We start from the raw sequence: 14,618 nt of genomic DNA on the forward strand, positions 1-14,618 counted from the left end.
CGCCACACGTGGGGATCGACCGTGTCACGGCGCGGCACGGCGCACTACCGTGACGGTCATGAGCGTCGTGAAGATCAATGTCCTCACGGTCCCCCCGGCGATGCGGGAGACCCTGGAGTCGCGGTTCGCCGGGCGGGCCGGGATGGTCGAGAAGGCGGACGGGTTCGAGTGGTTCGAGCTCCTGCGCCCGCTCGAGGGAACCGACACCTACCTCGTCTACACCCGGTGGCGCAGCGAGGAGGACTTCCAGAAGTGGCAGTCCTCGATGGCGTTCAGTGAGGGCCACCGGGCGGCCGGCGTGGAGGCGTCGTCCGGCCAGGGCCAGCCCGGCGGCCAGCCCGGCGGTTCGGGCGCCGCTCCCGCCGGCCACGCCGCTCCGGGTGGGCACGGTGCTCCGGGTGGGCCGGCCGCGTCCGGCGCCACGCTCTGGTCGTTCGAGGTCATCCAGACCGCCGCGCCGGCTGCCGGCTGACCGCTCGTCCCGCCGCTCGGTCCCGTGGGGCCGCGGCCGCGCCCCCGGCGCGCCGCGTTCCCGCGGGACCGGCCGTTCACGGTCGGGGGTCGGCCGTCTCGCGATGGCTCGCGTCCTCCACCTCGCCGACGAACTCCTCGACGACGTCCTCCATGGCGACGACGCCCAGGGTGGTGCCGGCCGCGTCCACCGCCCGGCCCAGATGGCTGTTGGTGCGCTGCATGAGGCGGAGCGCCTCGTCCAGGTGCAGGTCGACTCCGATCTCGGCCATCCGGCGCAGCCGGCGGTGCGGCAGCGGCTCGTCGCGCTCCTGCTCGGGAACACCGAGGACGTCCTTGGCGTGCAGGAAGCCGGCCAGCTCCGCTACGGGCCCCACGCCACCGCCTGGCTCGCCACCGGCGTCCTGGCCCGGGGCGCGGACGGGGAACCGGGAGTAGCCCGTTTCGGCCACGGCCTCCTCCAGCTGGGCGGCGGTGACCGTCCACGGCACGGTGACGATCTCCGGCAGCGGGATCATCACTGAGCGGACGGTCCGTCCGGACAGTTCGAGCGCGTGCGTGAGCAGCTCGTGCTCACCGGCGGGCAGCAGGCCCTCCTGCCGGGACTGCCCGATCAGCGCCCTCAGTTCCTCCGGGGTGTAGGCGGAGGTCAGCTCGTCGGACGGGGTGACCCGCAGCAGCCGCAGCACCGCGTTCGCGAAGTGGTTCAGGAAGGCGATGAACGGCCGGGTGAACCGGGCGAACGCGAACAGCGGTGGGCCCAGCCAGAGCGCCGCGCGCTCCGGGCCGGCGATCGAGAGGTTCTTCGGGACCATCTCGCCCAGCACCATGTGCAGCGACACCACGATGCACAGCGCGATCACGAAGGCGATGGCGTGCTGGGCGCCGACGGGGACGTTCGCCGTCTCGAGCCCGGCCTCGAGGAGGTGGGCGACCGCCGGCTCGGCGACCGCGCCCAGGGCCAGCGAGCACACGGTGATGCCGAGCTGGGTGGCGGCGAGCATGGGGGAGAGGTGCTCCATGTGCGACAGGACGGCCGCCGCCCGCTTGTCGCCGTCCTCCACCATCGGCTCGACCCGGTCGCGGCGGGCCGAGATCAGCGCGAACTCGGCGCCGACGAAGAAAGCGTTCCCGGCGAGCAGGAGCACGCCGGCGAGAACAGCCAGCAGGTTCATCGGTCGCCCGCCCGCTCGGACGTGCCAGCGTGCCCGGGTGCGTCCGCCCGGGCGGGTGTCCCGTCCGTAACTTCCGTGGGGCTGAGGCGCACCCGGTCGATCCGGTGGCCGTCGACCGAGGCCACAACGAGCTCATGGCCCTCGACCTGTACGACGTCATGCGGCCTTCCCAGCCGACCGAGGCGGGCCAGGACGAGCCCGCCGATGGTCTCGTAGGGGCCGGCGGGCAGGCGGGCCCCGGTCGCCTCGCTTACCTCGTCGAGGCGGAGCAGCCCGGACAACATCCACTGGCCGGCGCCGAGGGCCACCGCGTCGGGCAGTGCCGGGCGGTCGTGCTCGTCGTCGACATCGCCGACGAGCTCCTCGACGAGGTCCTCCATCGTCACGATGCCGTCCGTGCCGCCGTACTCGTCGATGACGACGGCGAGCTGGAGGCCGCCGCGCCGCAGCCGGCGCAGCAGGACCTCGCAGTGCAGCGACGCGGGCACCAGCAGCGGCTCGACCATGATCTCCGGCACCGTCCGCCGCGCCCGCTCCGGCGCCGGGACTCCGAACGCGTCCTTGACGTGGACGACGCCGACCACGCCGTACCCGTCCTCGCCGATCTCGTCGTCCTCGAGCAGGACGGGGAAGCGCGAGTGCCCGGTGCGCTCGGCGAGGCGCAGCAGTTCCGCCAGCGAGGTGCCCGCCCCGGCGAAGACCGTCCGCACCCGCGGGGTCATCACGTCGGACGCCCGCCGGTCGCCGAAGCGCAGCGACCTGCTCAGCAGGGCCGCGGTGGTGACGGGCAGGGTGCCGTGCTCGGCCGAGGATGCCACGATCGAGCTCAGCTCGTCCGACGACCGGCCGCTGCGCAGCTCGTCCTGGGGCTCCACACCCATCGCCCGCAGCAGGGCGTTCGCCGAACCGTTCAGGACGGTGATCAGCGGCCGGAACACCCGCGAGAACATGACCTGTGCCGGCGCGACCGCCCGGGCGACCCGCACCGGCTCGGAGATCGCCCAGTTCTTCGGGACGAGCTCACCGAAGACCATCTGCGTCACGGTGGCCACTACCAGCCCCAGCGCGATCGCGGTGACATCGCGCGGCGACGGTGGGATGTGGGCGACGTCCAGTAGCGGTTCGAGCAGCGTGGCGACGGCGGGCTCGGCGATGTAGCCCACGACCAGCGAGGTCACCGTAATGCCGAGCTGCGCGCCCGAGAGCTGGAACGACAGCGAGCGCACCGCCCGCAGGACGATTCCGGCGCGGCGGTCGCCCGCGTTCGCCGCCTCCTCGACCTGGTGCGGCTCGACGGCGACGAGCGCGAATTCGGCGGCGACGAAGAGCGCGTTACCGGCGATCAGCAGGACGGCCACGAGCAGGTAACCGGCGGCCTCGAGCATTCAGGTGACTCCTTCTGGTCGGCGCGGCCGCACTGGTGCCCGGCGTATCCGGTCCATGGTCCGGCTGGTCGGGCGGCCGCGCGCGGTACAACGCGGGTCGCCTCGCCCCGGGTACGCCCTGCCCGCGCGACACGCCCAGAACACGGCCCGGGCACCGCCGGCTGGCGGACATGTCGACTTCGGTGGACGAAGGTGCCGCCCCGCTTGCGGGGGTTCGCCCCGAAGGTCACCGTCGGCGCGCGACTCGGTCACGCAGGGTGTTTTGATCAGCCGGGCAAAGTAGGCACACTGCTCGGCGTGGCCCGGGTTCTCGCTGTCGCCAACCAGAAGGGCGGCGTCGCCAAGACGACCTCGGTGGCCAGCCTCGGCGCCGCGCTGTGCGAGCTCGGCCGCCGCGTCCTGCTCGTCGACCTGGACCCGCAGGCCTGCCTGACGTTCTCCCTCGGACTCGACCCGGACTCTCTCGAGCTGTCCGTCCACGACGTGCTGCTCGGACGGCTGCCCGCGGGCATCGTGATCCGGTCCACTCCCGACGGCAGCGACCTGCTGCCCGCCACCATCGAACTCGCCGGCTGCGAGGCCATCCTGCTCTCGCGCACCGGGCGCGAGCACGCGCTGCGGCTGGCCCTCGTCGAGATCGTCGCCGGGTACGACTTCGTGCTCGTCGACTGCCCGCCCTCGCTCGGCGTGCTGACCATCAACGGCCTGACCGCGGCGGACGAGGTCGTCATCCCGATGCAGTGCGAGACGCTCTCGCACCGCGGGGTAGGTCAGCTCCTCGACACCGTCGCGGACGTGCAGCGGCTGACGAACCCGCGGTTGCGGGTTCGCGGGGTCCTGCCCACGCTGTTCGACGGGCGCACGGCGCACAGCCGGGCCGTGGTCGTGGACGTCGCCTCCCGCTATGAGGTGAAGATCCTCGAGCCGCCGGTGGTGCGGTCGGTGCGGTTCGCCGAGGCGCCGGGCCTGGGGCGGTCGATTCTCACCACCGCCGGCCGCTCCAAGGGAGCGGAGGCGTACCGCACGCACGCCCGGGCGATCGCGGGCGTGCCGGTACCTTCCGCCGCTCCCGCCGCTCCCGCCGCTCCCGCCGCTCCCGCCGCTCCCGCCGCTCCCGCCGCTTCTGCTGCCGTCGGGCCGGACACCGCCGTCTCGGGCGCGGCGGTGTGAGCGCGGGCGCGTCCGCGGGCTTCGACCGGCTCCGCCACCGTGGGACGGCGAAAGGCGGCCTGCGCAGCGCCTCCGGACTGGCCGGGCCGGAGCCGGCGGGTGGCCGGCCGTCCGGGCCGGCGCCGGTCGGCGGCCCCGGCTCCCCCGGCCGGCCGACGACGTCGATCGGCCGGGACGCGCACGGCAAGCGGGCCCTTTACAGCGGGGTGCGCCCGCCCGGCCCGCGCGGCACGAGCCTCGCGGTCACCTGCTCCCGCTGCGGCCGGACGAGCACGATCGGCCTGCGGCGGGCGCTGTGGGTGCTGACGCCGAGTGTGCATCTCCCGCTGCCGCTAAGGCACCCGTCGCTGCTGCGCTGCCCCGCCTGCGGGCGGCCGAGCTGGGTGCGGCTCACGCTGCGGTCCCACCCGTGACCAGCGCGCGGCACGCCGAAGCATGCCGCGCGGGCCCTGGCGGGTCAGGCCGACTCGGCCCGGGGAGTGTGGTCGGCGCCGGGACCGGCCGCGTCGTCGTCCATCGACTCCACGTCGGTGTCGCGCACGGTGCCCGTGCCGCGCCCCCGGCCGCCGCGCCTACGCCGCCGGCGTCGGGCGGGCTCGGCCGTCGGGTCGGTGGCGGTGTCCTCGCCGGACTCGCTCAGGACGGCGTCGCCGCGGGCTGTGTCGCCACTGATGGCGCGGACCGGCGCGACGGGCACGTCCACGGTGCCGGTGAGGCCGTCGTCGAGGCCGGCCTGGCCGTCGAGCGCCGGGCCGTCGGCCTGCGAGCCGTCGGCGACGGTGAGGCCCGTGGCAGCCGCGGCCGCCCCGGCACCCCGGGTGCGCTGCCGGACCCGGGCACGGGCCGGGCGGGCGGGACGCTCGTCCTCCCGCTCGCGGGTGCGGCGGCGGGCGCCGCGGCCCTTCTCGCCGAGGTCCTCGATCTCCTCGGCGGCCAGGCCGGCCCGGGTCCGCTCCGAGTGCGGCAGCGTGCCCTTCACCCCGGCCGGGATGCCCAGCAGCTCGAACAGGTGCGTCGAGGTGGAGTAGGTCTCCAGCGGCTCCTCGAACGGGAGCGCCAGCGCCCGGTTGACCAGCGTCCACCGGGGCAGGTCGTCCCAGTCGACGAAGGTGACCGCGACACCGCTGCCGCCGGCGCGGCCGGTCCGGCCGATCCGGTGCAGGTAGGCGTGCTCGTCCTCCGGGCACTGATAGTTCACGACGTGGGTGACGCCGCCGACGTCGATGCCGCGCGCGGCGACATCGGTGGCGACCAGCACGTCCACCTTGCCGGCGCGGAACGCACGCAGCGCCTGCTCACGCTGGCCCTGGCCGAGGTCGCCGTGCACCGGCGCCGCGGCGAAGCCACGGCGCGCCAGGTCCTCGGCGACCTTGTCGGCGGTACGCCGGGTGCGGACGAACACCATCGCCAGCCCGCGGGTCTCGGCCTGCAGGACGCGGGCGAGCACCTCCATCTTGTCCATCGCGTGCGCGCGGAAGACGTGCTGCTGCGTGTTCGGGACGGTGCGGCCCTCGTCGGGCTGCTCCGCGCGGACGTGCACCGGACGGGTCATGAACCTGCGGGCGAGTGAGATGACGGGCCCGGGCATCGTCGCGGAGAACAGCATCGTGTGCCGCTGCTCCGGCAGGAACGCGAGGATGCGCTCGACGTCGGGCAGGAAGCCGAGGTCGAGCATCTCGTCTGCCTCGTCGAGCACGAGGGCGCGCACGCCCGCGAGGTCGAGTGCCTTCTGGCGGGCGAGGTCGAGCAGGCGCCCGGGCGTGCCGACGACGATGTCGACGCCGGCGCGCAGCGCGCTGAGCTGGGGTTCGTAGGCGCGGCCGCCGTACACCGACAGCACGCGCAGCCCGCGGCCGAGGCCGGCGCGGGCGATGTCCGCGGTGACCTGCACGCACAACTCACGGGTGGGGACGACGACGAGCGCCTGCGGGCGGCCGTCCGCGCCCTCGTCCGGCGCCGTGACGACCTGGACGATGGGGATGCCGAAGGCGAGGGTCTTGCCGGTACCCGTCCGCGCCTGCCCGATGATGTCGGTGCGCTCGAGGGCGAGGGGGAGGGTGAGCTCCTGGATGGCGAACGGCCGGATGATGCCGACCTCCGCCAGGGCGGCGACTGTCTCGGCCCGCACGCCGATCTCGGCGAAGGTGGGGGCCAGACTCGGGGTGTCGGCCAGACTCGGGGTCTCGGCCGGGCTCGTGGTGTCAGAGCCGTCGCTGATGGGTTCGTTGTCGGGCGTTTGTGTGCTTGTGACGGACAGCGGGACGCTCCTGGTCTGCTCTGAGCGGTGTCCTACGCTGAACCCGCTCGCGATGTGCCGCGCGGCGCCTGCGGCCCGGTGTCGGGGCGGCGCCAGTCGATCAGCGGCCTGATGGCTGGGTGGTGTGATGACCACCGGCTAGGCCCAGGATAACCCGTGTCTCGCCCCGAGCGGGTGTGATATTGCAACGTTCTCGCCCACAGCCTCCGCGAACGCTGACGTCCAAGGGGTTCGTCGAGGGGCTCACAGGTGCCGGTGCGCGTCGGCGCGGGCGCCGGGCGGCGCCGCACTCCGGGCCGCCGCCGGAGCCGCTACCAGGGCGCTCGACGTTGTTGGGGTGTGGTTGCCGAGCCGTGGCGCCGGGCGCCGGGCCGGGCTCGTGCCGCGGTGCGCGGGTCGCGGGGTGCCAGAATCGCGCTGTGGCGCAGACCTCGCAGACCCGGACCGGAACCCTTCCCGCCGATGTGAACGGGGCGATCGATGCGACCGATGTGACCGACGCAACTGAGGCGACCGGCGCGCCGGTCGCCGCGGACCCCGCGCTCGCCGTGCCCGGCACCGCCGACCCGGCGCTCGTCGACCTGCTCGGCCTGCTCGCGTACGGCGAGCTGACCGCCTTCGAGCGGATGGCGACGGACGCCCGTATGTCCCCCACGCTCGCGGACAAGATCGCGCTCGGCCGGATGGCCGCGGCCGAGTTCGCGCACTTCGAGGCCATCGAGCGCGAGCTGACCCGGCTCGGGATCGACCTGGAGCAGGCCATGGGGCCGTTCGTGCCGGCGCTGACCGCGTTCCACAACCTGACCGCGCCGTCGGACTGGCTGGAGAGCCTGGTCAAGGCGTACGTGGGAGACAACATCGCGGCGGACTTCTACCGGGAGATCGCCGGCCGGCTCGCTCCGCAGGCGCGTGCCCTGGTGCTCAGCGTGCTCGCCGACACCGGCCACGCGGCGTTCGCCGTCGAGCGGGTGCGGGCCGCCATCGCGACCAACCCGGTGGTGGCGGGCCGGCTCGCGCTGTGGGCGCGCCGGCTCGTGGGGGAGGCGCTGACACAGGCCCAGCGGGTCGCGGTGGACCGGGACGCGCTGACCGGCCTGCTCGCCGGCGTCGGGGACCTGCAGGAGATCGCCGGCATCTTCAACCGCATCATGGCCGCGCACGGCCGGCGGATGTCGGCGCTCGGCCTCTCCGCCTAGGGGAGACCTGACCAGCGCGGGAGCGGGGACCTGACCGGCCTGCCGGGATGGGGCCGCCCGGATGCGGACGCCGGCCGTCGAGGTGAGGTGTGACGGTGAGGGCACATCTCACCTCGAGGGACCGACGCCGCGCCGGTCTGCTGGTCTGTCAGGCGGTGCTGGTCTGTCAGGCGGTGCCGAAGCCGACCCGACGCGATTCGGACTCCGCGATCTCGACGTAGGCGAGCGCGTCGACGGGTACGACGACCCGACGCCCCTTCTCGTCCACGAGGGTGAGAAGTCCGGTCTTGCCGTCGACCGCCTCGCTGATCAGCGCGGCGACCGTGTCCGGTGACTGGGTGCTCTCCAGTACCAGCTCACGACCGACGTGCTTGATCCCGATCTTGACCTCCACTCGATAACCTCCGCGTGGTCGAGTTTCCAGGGGCACTTCTCCGCGACGGCCACCGCCGCCGACGGACGATCAGCGCCCACACTATGGCCTGCGGGCCGTCGTTCGGGTGCTGTGGAGCGCTGTTCGCTGCCGGCACACGTCCGCGCCGGCGGCCGGGTCAGGGCGCCTCGGTGGCGGGCTGCTGTGGGTAGCCGGCGATGCCACGCCAGGCGAGCTCGACCAGCGACTCCACGGCACGTTCCTTCGACACCCGTCCGTCGCGCAGCAGCCACCAGCGCGCGCCCGACTCGGCCAGCCCGACCAGCCCCATCGCCAGCAGGTCGGCCTCCTCCTGGGGGAGCCCGGTGTCCGCGACGATGGTGGCGGCGATCGCGCGCACGCACTGCGCCGAGGTGTTCTCCACCCGCTGCCGGACGGCCGGCTCACTGCGCAGGTCGGACTCCAGGACGAGCTGGTGCGCGCCGCTGGGGTCGGCGACGAAGTCGAAGTACGCCCGGATCGAGCGTTCGATCCGGATGTGGTTGTCCGCGGTCGAGGCGAGCGCCGCGCGCACGGCCGAGACCAGCTTCTCGGAGTGCTCGTCGAGCAGCGCGAGATAGAGGTCGAGCTTGCCGGGGAAGTGCTGGTAGAGCACCGGCTTGCTCACCCCGGCCCGCTCGGCGATCTCGTCCATCGCGGCCGCGTGGTAACCCTGGGCGACGAACACCTCGCGGGCGGCCCCAAGCAGCTGGAAGCGGCGCGCTGTGCGGGGGAGCCGAGGAGTTCGGCCCGGCCGCGACTGCGGCGCCGCGGGCTCGGCTGTCACCGGCGTACCTCCCCGTCGGTCACCGGCATCGTCGATCAGACGCTAGGTCGATCAGACGCTAGGTCGATCAGGCGCTAGGTCGATCAGGCGCGAGCCGTCGGTGCGCGGCCGCGCAGACATGTGGCCAACAGTACCCGCGATGGTCGGCCGCCCCCCCGGATGCCGGCTCCGACCGGGGCCTACCTGTATTCCTCCTCGTCGTCCTGGTCGACCACGATGCTCTGCTCGACGGCGTCGAACTCGTCGACCTCGCGGGCCTGGGTGCCCTGAGCGCCCTCGACGAGCCCCGCCTGCGTCGTCCCCGACGGGCGAAGCTCCCGGCACTGCTCGGCGGCGTCGGCGTCCGGGACGTCCAGCGGGGGGTCGGTCGGTGACCTCATCGGGTGTCTCCCTCGGCGTTGGTCGGTCTCTTGGGCTGGTCGGTGTCTTCCGGTGTTCGGTGTCTTCCGGTGGTGCGTGTCACCGATACCCCCACCGACCGCGTCGATTCCCGTCGACGGGGTCGGCGGTGACGTTTCGTCCGCGTGGCTTTCCGGTGGGCTTCCGGTGGGTCACTATTGGGTGGAGTGGACGTGAGGGGTGAACATGCGTTCGATTTGGAAGGGTGTGATCTCTTTCGGTCTGGTGTCGATCCCGATCCGGCTCTACCCCGCGACCCAGGAGCGTGACGTCTCGTTCCACCAGGTCAGGCGTTCGGACGGCGCTCGGGTCAGGTACCGGCGGGTCGCCGCGACCGACGGCGAGGAGGTCGCCTACGCCGACATCGCGAAAGGCTACGAGCTCCCCGACGGGGAGATGGTCGTCCTCACCGACGACGACTTCACGAACCTGCCGCTGACGACGTCCCGCTCGATCGACGTGCTGGGGTTCGTCCCCCTCGAGCAGGTCGATCCGATCTACTTCGCGAAGAGCTACTACCTCGAGCCGGACCGCACCGGCCTCAAGCCGTACGTCCTGCTGCGCGACGCGCTCGCCGGCTCGGGGCGGGTCGCGCTGGTCAAGATCGCGCTGCGCCAGCGCGAGCAGCTCGCGACGCTGCGGGTCCGCGATGGCGTCTTCGTCCTGGAAACAATGCTGTGGCCGGACGAGGTCCGCGAGCCCGAGTTCGACGTCCTCGACGAGCAGGTGGACGTCCGACCGCAGGAGCTGGCGATGGCGAGCTCACTGATCGACACCCTCGCCGCCGACTTCGACCCCACGAAGTTCCGCGACGGGTACCGCGAGGCGCTCCAGGCCGTGATCGAGGCCAAGATCGCCGGCCGGGACGTCGTCGCACCTCCCTCCGAGCAGCCCGGCGTCGACGCGACCGGTGACCTGATGACGGCGCTGCGAGCAAGCATCGAGGCGGCCCGGACCGGCCGTGACGGCCAGAGCTCCGGCTCCGCGCGGGCGGCCCCGGCCGAGGCTGACTCCGCCCGGGCCGGGGCCCGGAAGGGCCAGCCGAGCCGGAGCCGGAAGGGGAAGGCGGACACGGCGGCCGACGACGTCGTCAGCTCCCGGCCCACCCGCCGCTCGGCCTGACCCCCGCGCGGGTGCCGGACGTCCCGGGCGGGGTGGGGAACACCCGGGCCCGGGGACGCGCTGCACCATGTGGAGCGCCCGCTGCGGCGGCCCGTCCGGAGATCGGTGGGCTGTCGGCGGTCGCGCGAACCGCCGATCACGGCTGCCGGACCGGGCGGCTGTGGCATCGTCGGGTGGTACGACAGAGAAGGCGAGGAGCAACGTGTCACTACCGCCCCTGGTCTCCCCCGCCGAGGGGCTGACCGTCGACGAGGTCCGCCGGTACTCGCGGCACCTGATCATTCCCGACGTCGCGATGGACGGGCAGAAGCGCCTGAAGAACGCGAAGGTCCTCGCCGTGGGTGCGGGTGGCCTGGGCTCGCCGACCCTGATGTACCTGGCCGCGGCCGGGGTGGGGACGCTGGGCATCGTCGAGTTCGACGTGGTGGACGAGTCGAACCTGCAGCGCCAGATCATCCACGGGCAGTCCGACGTCGGCCGGAGCAAGGCCGAGTCCGCCCGCGACTCCGTCCGGGAGATCAACCCGCTGGTCAACGTGGTGATCCACGAGACCCGGCTGGACACCTCCAACGTGATGGAGATCTTCGCCCAGTACGACCTGATCGTCGACGGCACCGACAACTTCGCGACCCGCTACCTGGTCAACGACGCCTGCGTGCTGCTCGGCAAGCCCTACGTGTGGGGTTCCATCTACCGGTTCGACGGTCAGGCGAGCGTCTTCTGGGCCGAGCACGGCCCGTGCTACCGGTGCCTCTACCCCGAGCCGCCCCCGCCTGGCATGGTCCCCTCGTGCGCCGAGGGTGGTGTCCTCGGTGTGCTCTGCGCCTCCATCGGGTCGATCCAGACCACGGAGGCCATCAAGGTGCTGACCGGGGTGGGTGACCCGCTCGTCGGCCGGCTGATGGTCTACGACGCCCTGGAGATGTCCTACCGGACGATCAAGGTGCGCAAGGACCCGGAGTGCCCGCTGTGCGGGAAGAACCCGTCGATCACCGAGCTCATCGACTACGAGGCGTTCTGCGGCGTGGTCTCCGAGGAGGCCCAGCTCGCGGCGGCCGGCTCCACGATCACCGCCGCCGAGCTGAGGACCATGCTGGACGGCGGCGAGCCGATCGAGCTGATCGACGTCCGTGAGCCCGCGGAGTGGGAGATCGTGCGGATCCCCGGCGCGCGCCTCATCCCGAAGGGGGAGCTGCCGGCGCACCTGGCCGAGCTGCCCCAGGACCGGCGGGTCGTCGTCTACTGCAAGAGCGGGGTGCGCTCGGCCGAGGCCCTGGCGACCCTCAAGGGCGCCGGCTTCGCCACCGCCGTCCACGTCCAGGGCGGCGTGACCGCCTGGGCCACCCAGGTGGACAAGACCCTCCCCGTCTACTGATCCGGTCTACTGATCCGGCTTTCCGGCCGTCAGACCGCAGCGTGTCCCCGGGCCTGCGCTCGGAAGATCCGTGGCGGGTGGGTGCGTTCGCCACGGGCGCACCCGCCCGCCACGGTCGTTTGTGCCTCGCCCTTTGATTTCTTCCTCTAGATGACGGTTTGGTGATCTGGCGAGGGGACGGGAGGTCGGTGGGCATGGAGCGGGCGACGGACGGGCCTGGTGGACGTCGGCGGGGGCGGTCGCCGGACACCGTGTCGGCCGGTGCCGGGACGCGGATCCACCTCGGGGGCCGGCCGAGCCCGCATGCGATGGCCGTCCTCGAGGCGGTCACCCGGATCCCGGCGGGCAAAGTCATGACCTACGGTGACGTCGCCGAGTTCGTCGGCGCCGGCACCGGGCGCACCGTGGGCGCGGTGCTCTCGCGGCACGGCCACGAGGACGACGTTCCGTGGCACCGGGTGATCCGTGCCTCCGGGGAGCCGAACCCCGCCGCCCCCGCCGAGGCGCTGCGCCGCCTGCGCGCGGACGGCACCCCGCTGCGCCCGGCCGGCGACCGGGTCGACCTCGCGGCGGCCCGCTGGGACGGCGACGTCACCCGCCCCGGCCAGCGCTGATCTCCCGCCTGGGCTGTGCCTCGGCCCGGGCTGAACCCCGTCCGGGGTAGGTGCCGGGCGGGTGTGGTCAGCGGGCGGTGAATCCCCCGTCGGCGGAGTAGACGCTGCCGGTCACCAGGGACGCGCGGTCGGAGAGCAGGAAGTGGACGACCTCGGCGACCTCGTCGGCGGTTCCCAGCCGGTTCATCGGCTGGAAGAAGCGCGCTCCGCGGTGTGAGCTGACCATCGTGGTGTCGATGAATCCGGGTGCCACCGCGTTGACCCGGATTCCGCGCGTCGCGTTGTCCAGCGCGGCCACCCTGGTGAGTCCGATCACGCCGTGCTTGGCCGCGACGTAGGCCGGTGTGCCCTGTAGGCCGACCGTGCCCAGCACGGAGGCCATGTTGACGATCGAGCCGCCGCCGGCCGCGAGCATCGCCGGGATCTCGGCGCGCATGCTGTAGAAGACTCCGGAGAGGTTGACCGCGAGAACCCGGTCCCAGTCGGCGAGGGAGATGTCCTCCAGCGGGGCCCGGTCGGTGGCGATGCCCGCGTTGTTGACCGCGAGGTCGAGCCGTCCACCGGCCTCGATCGCCGTGGCGACGGCCTGGGCGACCGACTCCGGGTCGGCGACGTCGACCGCCACCGCCAGTGCGGTGCCGCCGGCCGCCTCGATCTCGCCGGCGACCTCCTTGGCCGCGACGGTGTCCCGGTCGGCCAGGACGACGAAGGCGCCGGCCGCGGCCAGCCGGCGGGCACAGGCGGCGCCGATTCCCGAGCCGGATCCGGTCACGAAGGCGACCCGGCCGGCGTACTCGCCGCCCGCGACGGCGTCGCCGGCCGTCCTGGCGAACGGGCCGGTCACCGTCGCGACGCCACCGTCATCGCCGGGGCCGTCCGCCGTGCCGGCTCGTGGGCGTGGTGCCGTGACCGCCCGCGCCGGGGCCGGGGCGTCGGCCTGTGGCCGTCGCGCCCGTCGTCCGGTGGATGCCCCCTGGGTCTCCGGCGCGGTCCGCGTGGAATGACCGGCCGGGACGTCGTCGTCCGTCATGCTCGGTGAAACTGCCACGTTCCGACGTCGACTCGCAGCTGTTTCGACACTTTTGGTGGTATTCGTACTCATCTTTGTGCTGCTCCAAAGGGTGCCGGTGTCGTCCCGCTGACAGCACTTCCGTGCCATCGGCGCCGACCTCGTCCGTGCTTTGGCGATCTTGTCAGAGTGTCGTGATGTGCTGTGCGGCGTGGTCACCGTGCCGACGCCTGCCCGCCCTGCCCGGCGGCCGTCGTTTCGCCTGGTGTCGCCCTTCGTCCCGGTGGCCGGACCCATCGTGTTGGACACGGCGCAGACCGACGTGGTGGGACACGCCGGTGGTCCGCTACTGGTCCTCGCCGGTCCGGGAACGGGAAAGACCACAACCCTGGTCGAGGCCGTCGCCCGGCGGATCGAGGCCGGGGCGGATCCGGCGTCCCTGCTGGTGCTCACGTTCAGTCGGCGGGCCGCCCGCCACCTGCGCGAACGGTTCGCCGTCCGGCTCGGGGCGGCCGCTGTCGGGCCGGCGGCGTGGACGTTCCACGCCTGGTGCCTCGGGCTGCTGCGCGCGTACGGCGCCGCCACCCCGCTCGGCGGCTTCCGCCTGCTGTCGGGCCCCGAGCAGGACGCCCGGCTGCGCGACCTCATCGAGGGCTCCCGCGAGCTGGGACGTCCGGTCTGGCCTGATCCACTCGCCGGCTGTCTGAACACCCGCGGCTTCGCCGAGGAGATCAGGATGCTGCTCACGCGGGCCCGGGAGATCGGCGTCGATCCGCCGGCGCTGGCGCGCATCGCCCGGCGGGTGGGCCGCTCCGACTGGGCGGCCGTCGCCGAGTTCTACGGCGACTACCTCGACGCGCTCGGCGCGGAGGGAGCCCTCGACTACGCCGACCTGGTGCACGCCGCGGCGAACCTCGCCGCCGAGCCGGACGTCCTCGCCCAGCTGCGGCAGCGGTACCGGGCGGTGTTCGTCGACGAGTACCAGGACACCGACCCGGCGCAGGAGCGGCTGCTGACCGCCGTCGCCGGCGGCGGGGGGGACCTGGTCGTCTTCGGTGACCCGGACCAGTCGATCTACGCCTTCCGTGGGGCGGAGGTCCGGGGCCTGCTCGACTTCCCGAACCGGTTCCCCCGCGCCGACGGCTCACCGGCGCCCGTCGCCGCGCTGCGGCGGTGCCGTCGGATGGCCCCGGCGCCGCTGGCCGCCTCCCGCCGCGTCGCGGCGTCGCTTCCCTCGGCGGGCCTG

The 14,618-nt window shown here is 73.4% G+C and carries 15 protein-coding genes; 8 read left to right on the forward strand and 7 right to left on the reverse strand.

All coding sequences use genetic code 11. The features are described 5' to 3' along the window. Positions 1–58 precede the first annotated feature (58 nt). Positions 59–472 (forward strand): antibiotic biosynthesis monooxygenase, encoded by a 414-nt coding sequence (locus tag MXD62_RS02610; protein ID WP_248827825.1) that lies wholly within the window; start codon positions 59–61, stop codon positions 470–472. Between the two features lie 76 nt (positions 473–548). Here the strand turns inward: MXD62_RS02610 and MXD62_RS02615 are convergent, their stop codons facing one another. Together MXD62_RS02615 and MXD62_RS02620 are read right to left on the reverse strand one after the other, a co-directional pair. Continuing rightward, the gene (locus MXD62_RS02615; RefSeq protein WP_248827826.1) at positions 549–1,646 is read right to left on the reverse strand and encodes a hemolysin family protein; all 1,098 of its coding nucleotides are present in this window, start codon (positions 1,644–1,646) and stop codon (positions 549–551) included. Continuing rightward, on the reverse strand, positions 1,643–3,031 hold the full coding sequence (locus MXD62_RS02620; protein ID WP_248827827.1) for a hemolysin family protein: 1,389 nt from the start codon (positions 3,029–3,031) through the stop codon (positions 1,643–1,645). Before MXD62_RS02620 ends, MXD62_RS02615 begins: the two co-directional genes overlap by 4 nt. A gap of 297 nt (positions 3,032–3,328) precedes the next feature. On the opposite strand from MXD62_RS02620, the gene MXD62_RS02625 reads away from it, so the two are divergent. Together MXD62_RS02625 and MXD62_RS02630 are read left to right on the forward strand one after the other, a co-directional pair. Continuing rightward, a complete protein-coding gene (locus MXD62_RS02625; protein ID WP_248827884.1) occupies positions 3,329–4,201 on the forward strand; it encodes a ParA family protein in 873 nt (290 codons plus the stop codon). After that, positions 4,198–4,614: a hypothetical protein gene (locus MXD62_RS02630; RefSeq protein ID WP_248827828.1), complete on the forward strand. Its 417-nt coding sequence runs from the start codon at positions 4,198–4,200 to the stop codon at positions 4,612–4,614. The genes MXD62_RS02625 and MXD62_RS02630 overlap by 4 nt, the downstream gene beginning before the upstream one ends. Positions 4,615–4,658: 44 nt before the next feature. Here MXD62_RS02630 and MXD62_RS02635 read toward each other — a convergent pair whose 3' ends face one another. Then, complete coding sequence (locus MXD62_RS02635) at positions 4,659–6,329, reverse strand: DEAD/DEAH box helicase (protein WP_248827829.1); 1,671 nt, start codon at positions 6,327–6,329, stop codon at positions 4,659–4,661. A 677-nt stretch (positions 6,330–7,006) separates the two neighbouring features. On the opposite strand from MXD62_RS02635, the gene MXD62_RS02640 reads away from it, so the two are divergent. After that, entirely contained in the window at positions 7,007–7,654 is a 648-nt protein-coding gene (locus tag MXD62_RS02640) for a ferritin-like fold-containing protein (RefSeq protein WP_368862302.1), read from the forward strand. Positions 7,655–7,820: 166 nt separating this feature from the next. On the opposite strand, the gene MXD62_RS02645 is transcribed toward MXD62_RS02640, so the two are convergent. From MXD62_RS02645 to MXD62_RS02655, 3 genes are all read right to left on the reverse strand, one after another. Beyond that, the gene (locus MXD62_RS02645) at positions 7,821–8,048 is read right to left on the reverse strand and encodes a DUF3107 domain-containing protein (RefSeq protein WP_020458563.1); all 228 of its coding nucleotides are present in this window, start codon (positions 8,046–8,048) and stop codon (positions 7,821–7,823) included. A 157-nt stretch (positions 8,049–8,205) separates the two neighbouring features. Then, positions 8,206–8,853 (reverse strand): TetR/AcrR family transcriptional regulator, encoded by a 648-nt coding sequence (locus tag MXD62_RS02650; RefSeq protein WP_248827831.1) that lies wholly within the window; start codon positions 8,851–8,853, stop codon positions 8,206–8,208. A 179-nt stretch (positions 8,854–9,032) separates the two neighbouring features. After that, a complete protein-coding gene (locus tag MXD62_RS02655; protein WP_248827832.1) occupies positions 9,033–9,233 on the reverse strand; it encodes a hypothetical protein in 201 nt (66 codons plus the stop codon). 205 nt (positions 9,234–9,438) lie between these two features. On the opposite strand from MXD62_RS02655, the gene MXD62_RS02660 reads away from it, so the two are divergent. The 3 genes from MXD62_RS02660 to MXD62_RS02670 all read left to right on the forward strand — a co-directional run bounded on the left by MXD62_RS02660 (position 9,439) and on the right by MXD62_RS02670 (position 12,363). After that, positions 9,439–10,374 (forward strand): Ku protein, encoded by a 936-nt coding sequence (locus tag MXD62_RS02660; protein WP_248827833.1) that lies wholly within the window; start codon positions 9,439–9,441, stop codon positions 10,372–10,374. A 202-nt stretch (positions 10,375–10,576) separates the two neighbouring features. Further along, a complete protein-coding gene (gene moeZ, locus MXD62_RS02665) occupies positions 10,577–11,749 on the forward strand; it encodes an adenylyltransferase/sulfurtransferase MoeZ (protein ID WP_020458567.1) in 1,173 nt (390 codons plus the stop codon). Between the two features lie 194 nt (positions 11,750–11,943). Continuing rightward, on the forward strand, positions 11,944–12,363 hold the full coding sequence (locus tag MXD62_RS02670; RefSeq protein WP_248827834.1) for an MGMT family protein: 420 nt from the start codon (positions 11,944–11,946) through the stop codon (positions 12,361–12,363). Between the two features lie 67 nt (positions 12,364–12,430). Here MXD62_RS02670 and MXD62_RS02675 read toward each other — a convergent pair whose 3' ends face one another. Next, complete coding sequence (locus MXD62_RS02675) at positions 12,431–13,393, reverse strand: SDR family NAD(P)-dependent oxidoreductase (RefSeq protein WP_248827835.1); 963 nt, start codon at positions 13,391–13,393, stop codon at positions 12,431–12,433. 277 nt (positions 13,394–13,670) lie between these two features. Between MXD62_RS02675 and MXD62_RS02680 the strand changes: the two genes are divergently transcribed. Beyond that, the coding region (locus MXD62_RS02680; protein ID WP_248827836.1) for an ATP-dependent helicase at positions 13,671–14,618 on the forward strand (948 nt) is incomplete at its 3' end.

Origin of the sequence: Frankia sp. Mgl5, from assembly GCF_023242985.1 — a bacterium.
Lineage (GTDB): Bacteria > Actinomycetota > Actinomycetes > Frankiales > Frankiaceae > Parafrankia > Parafrankia soli.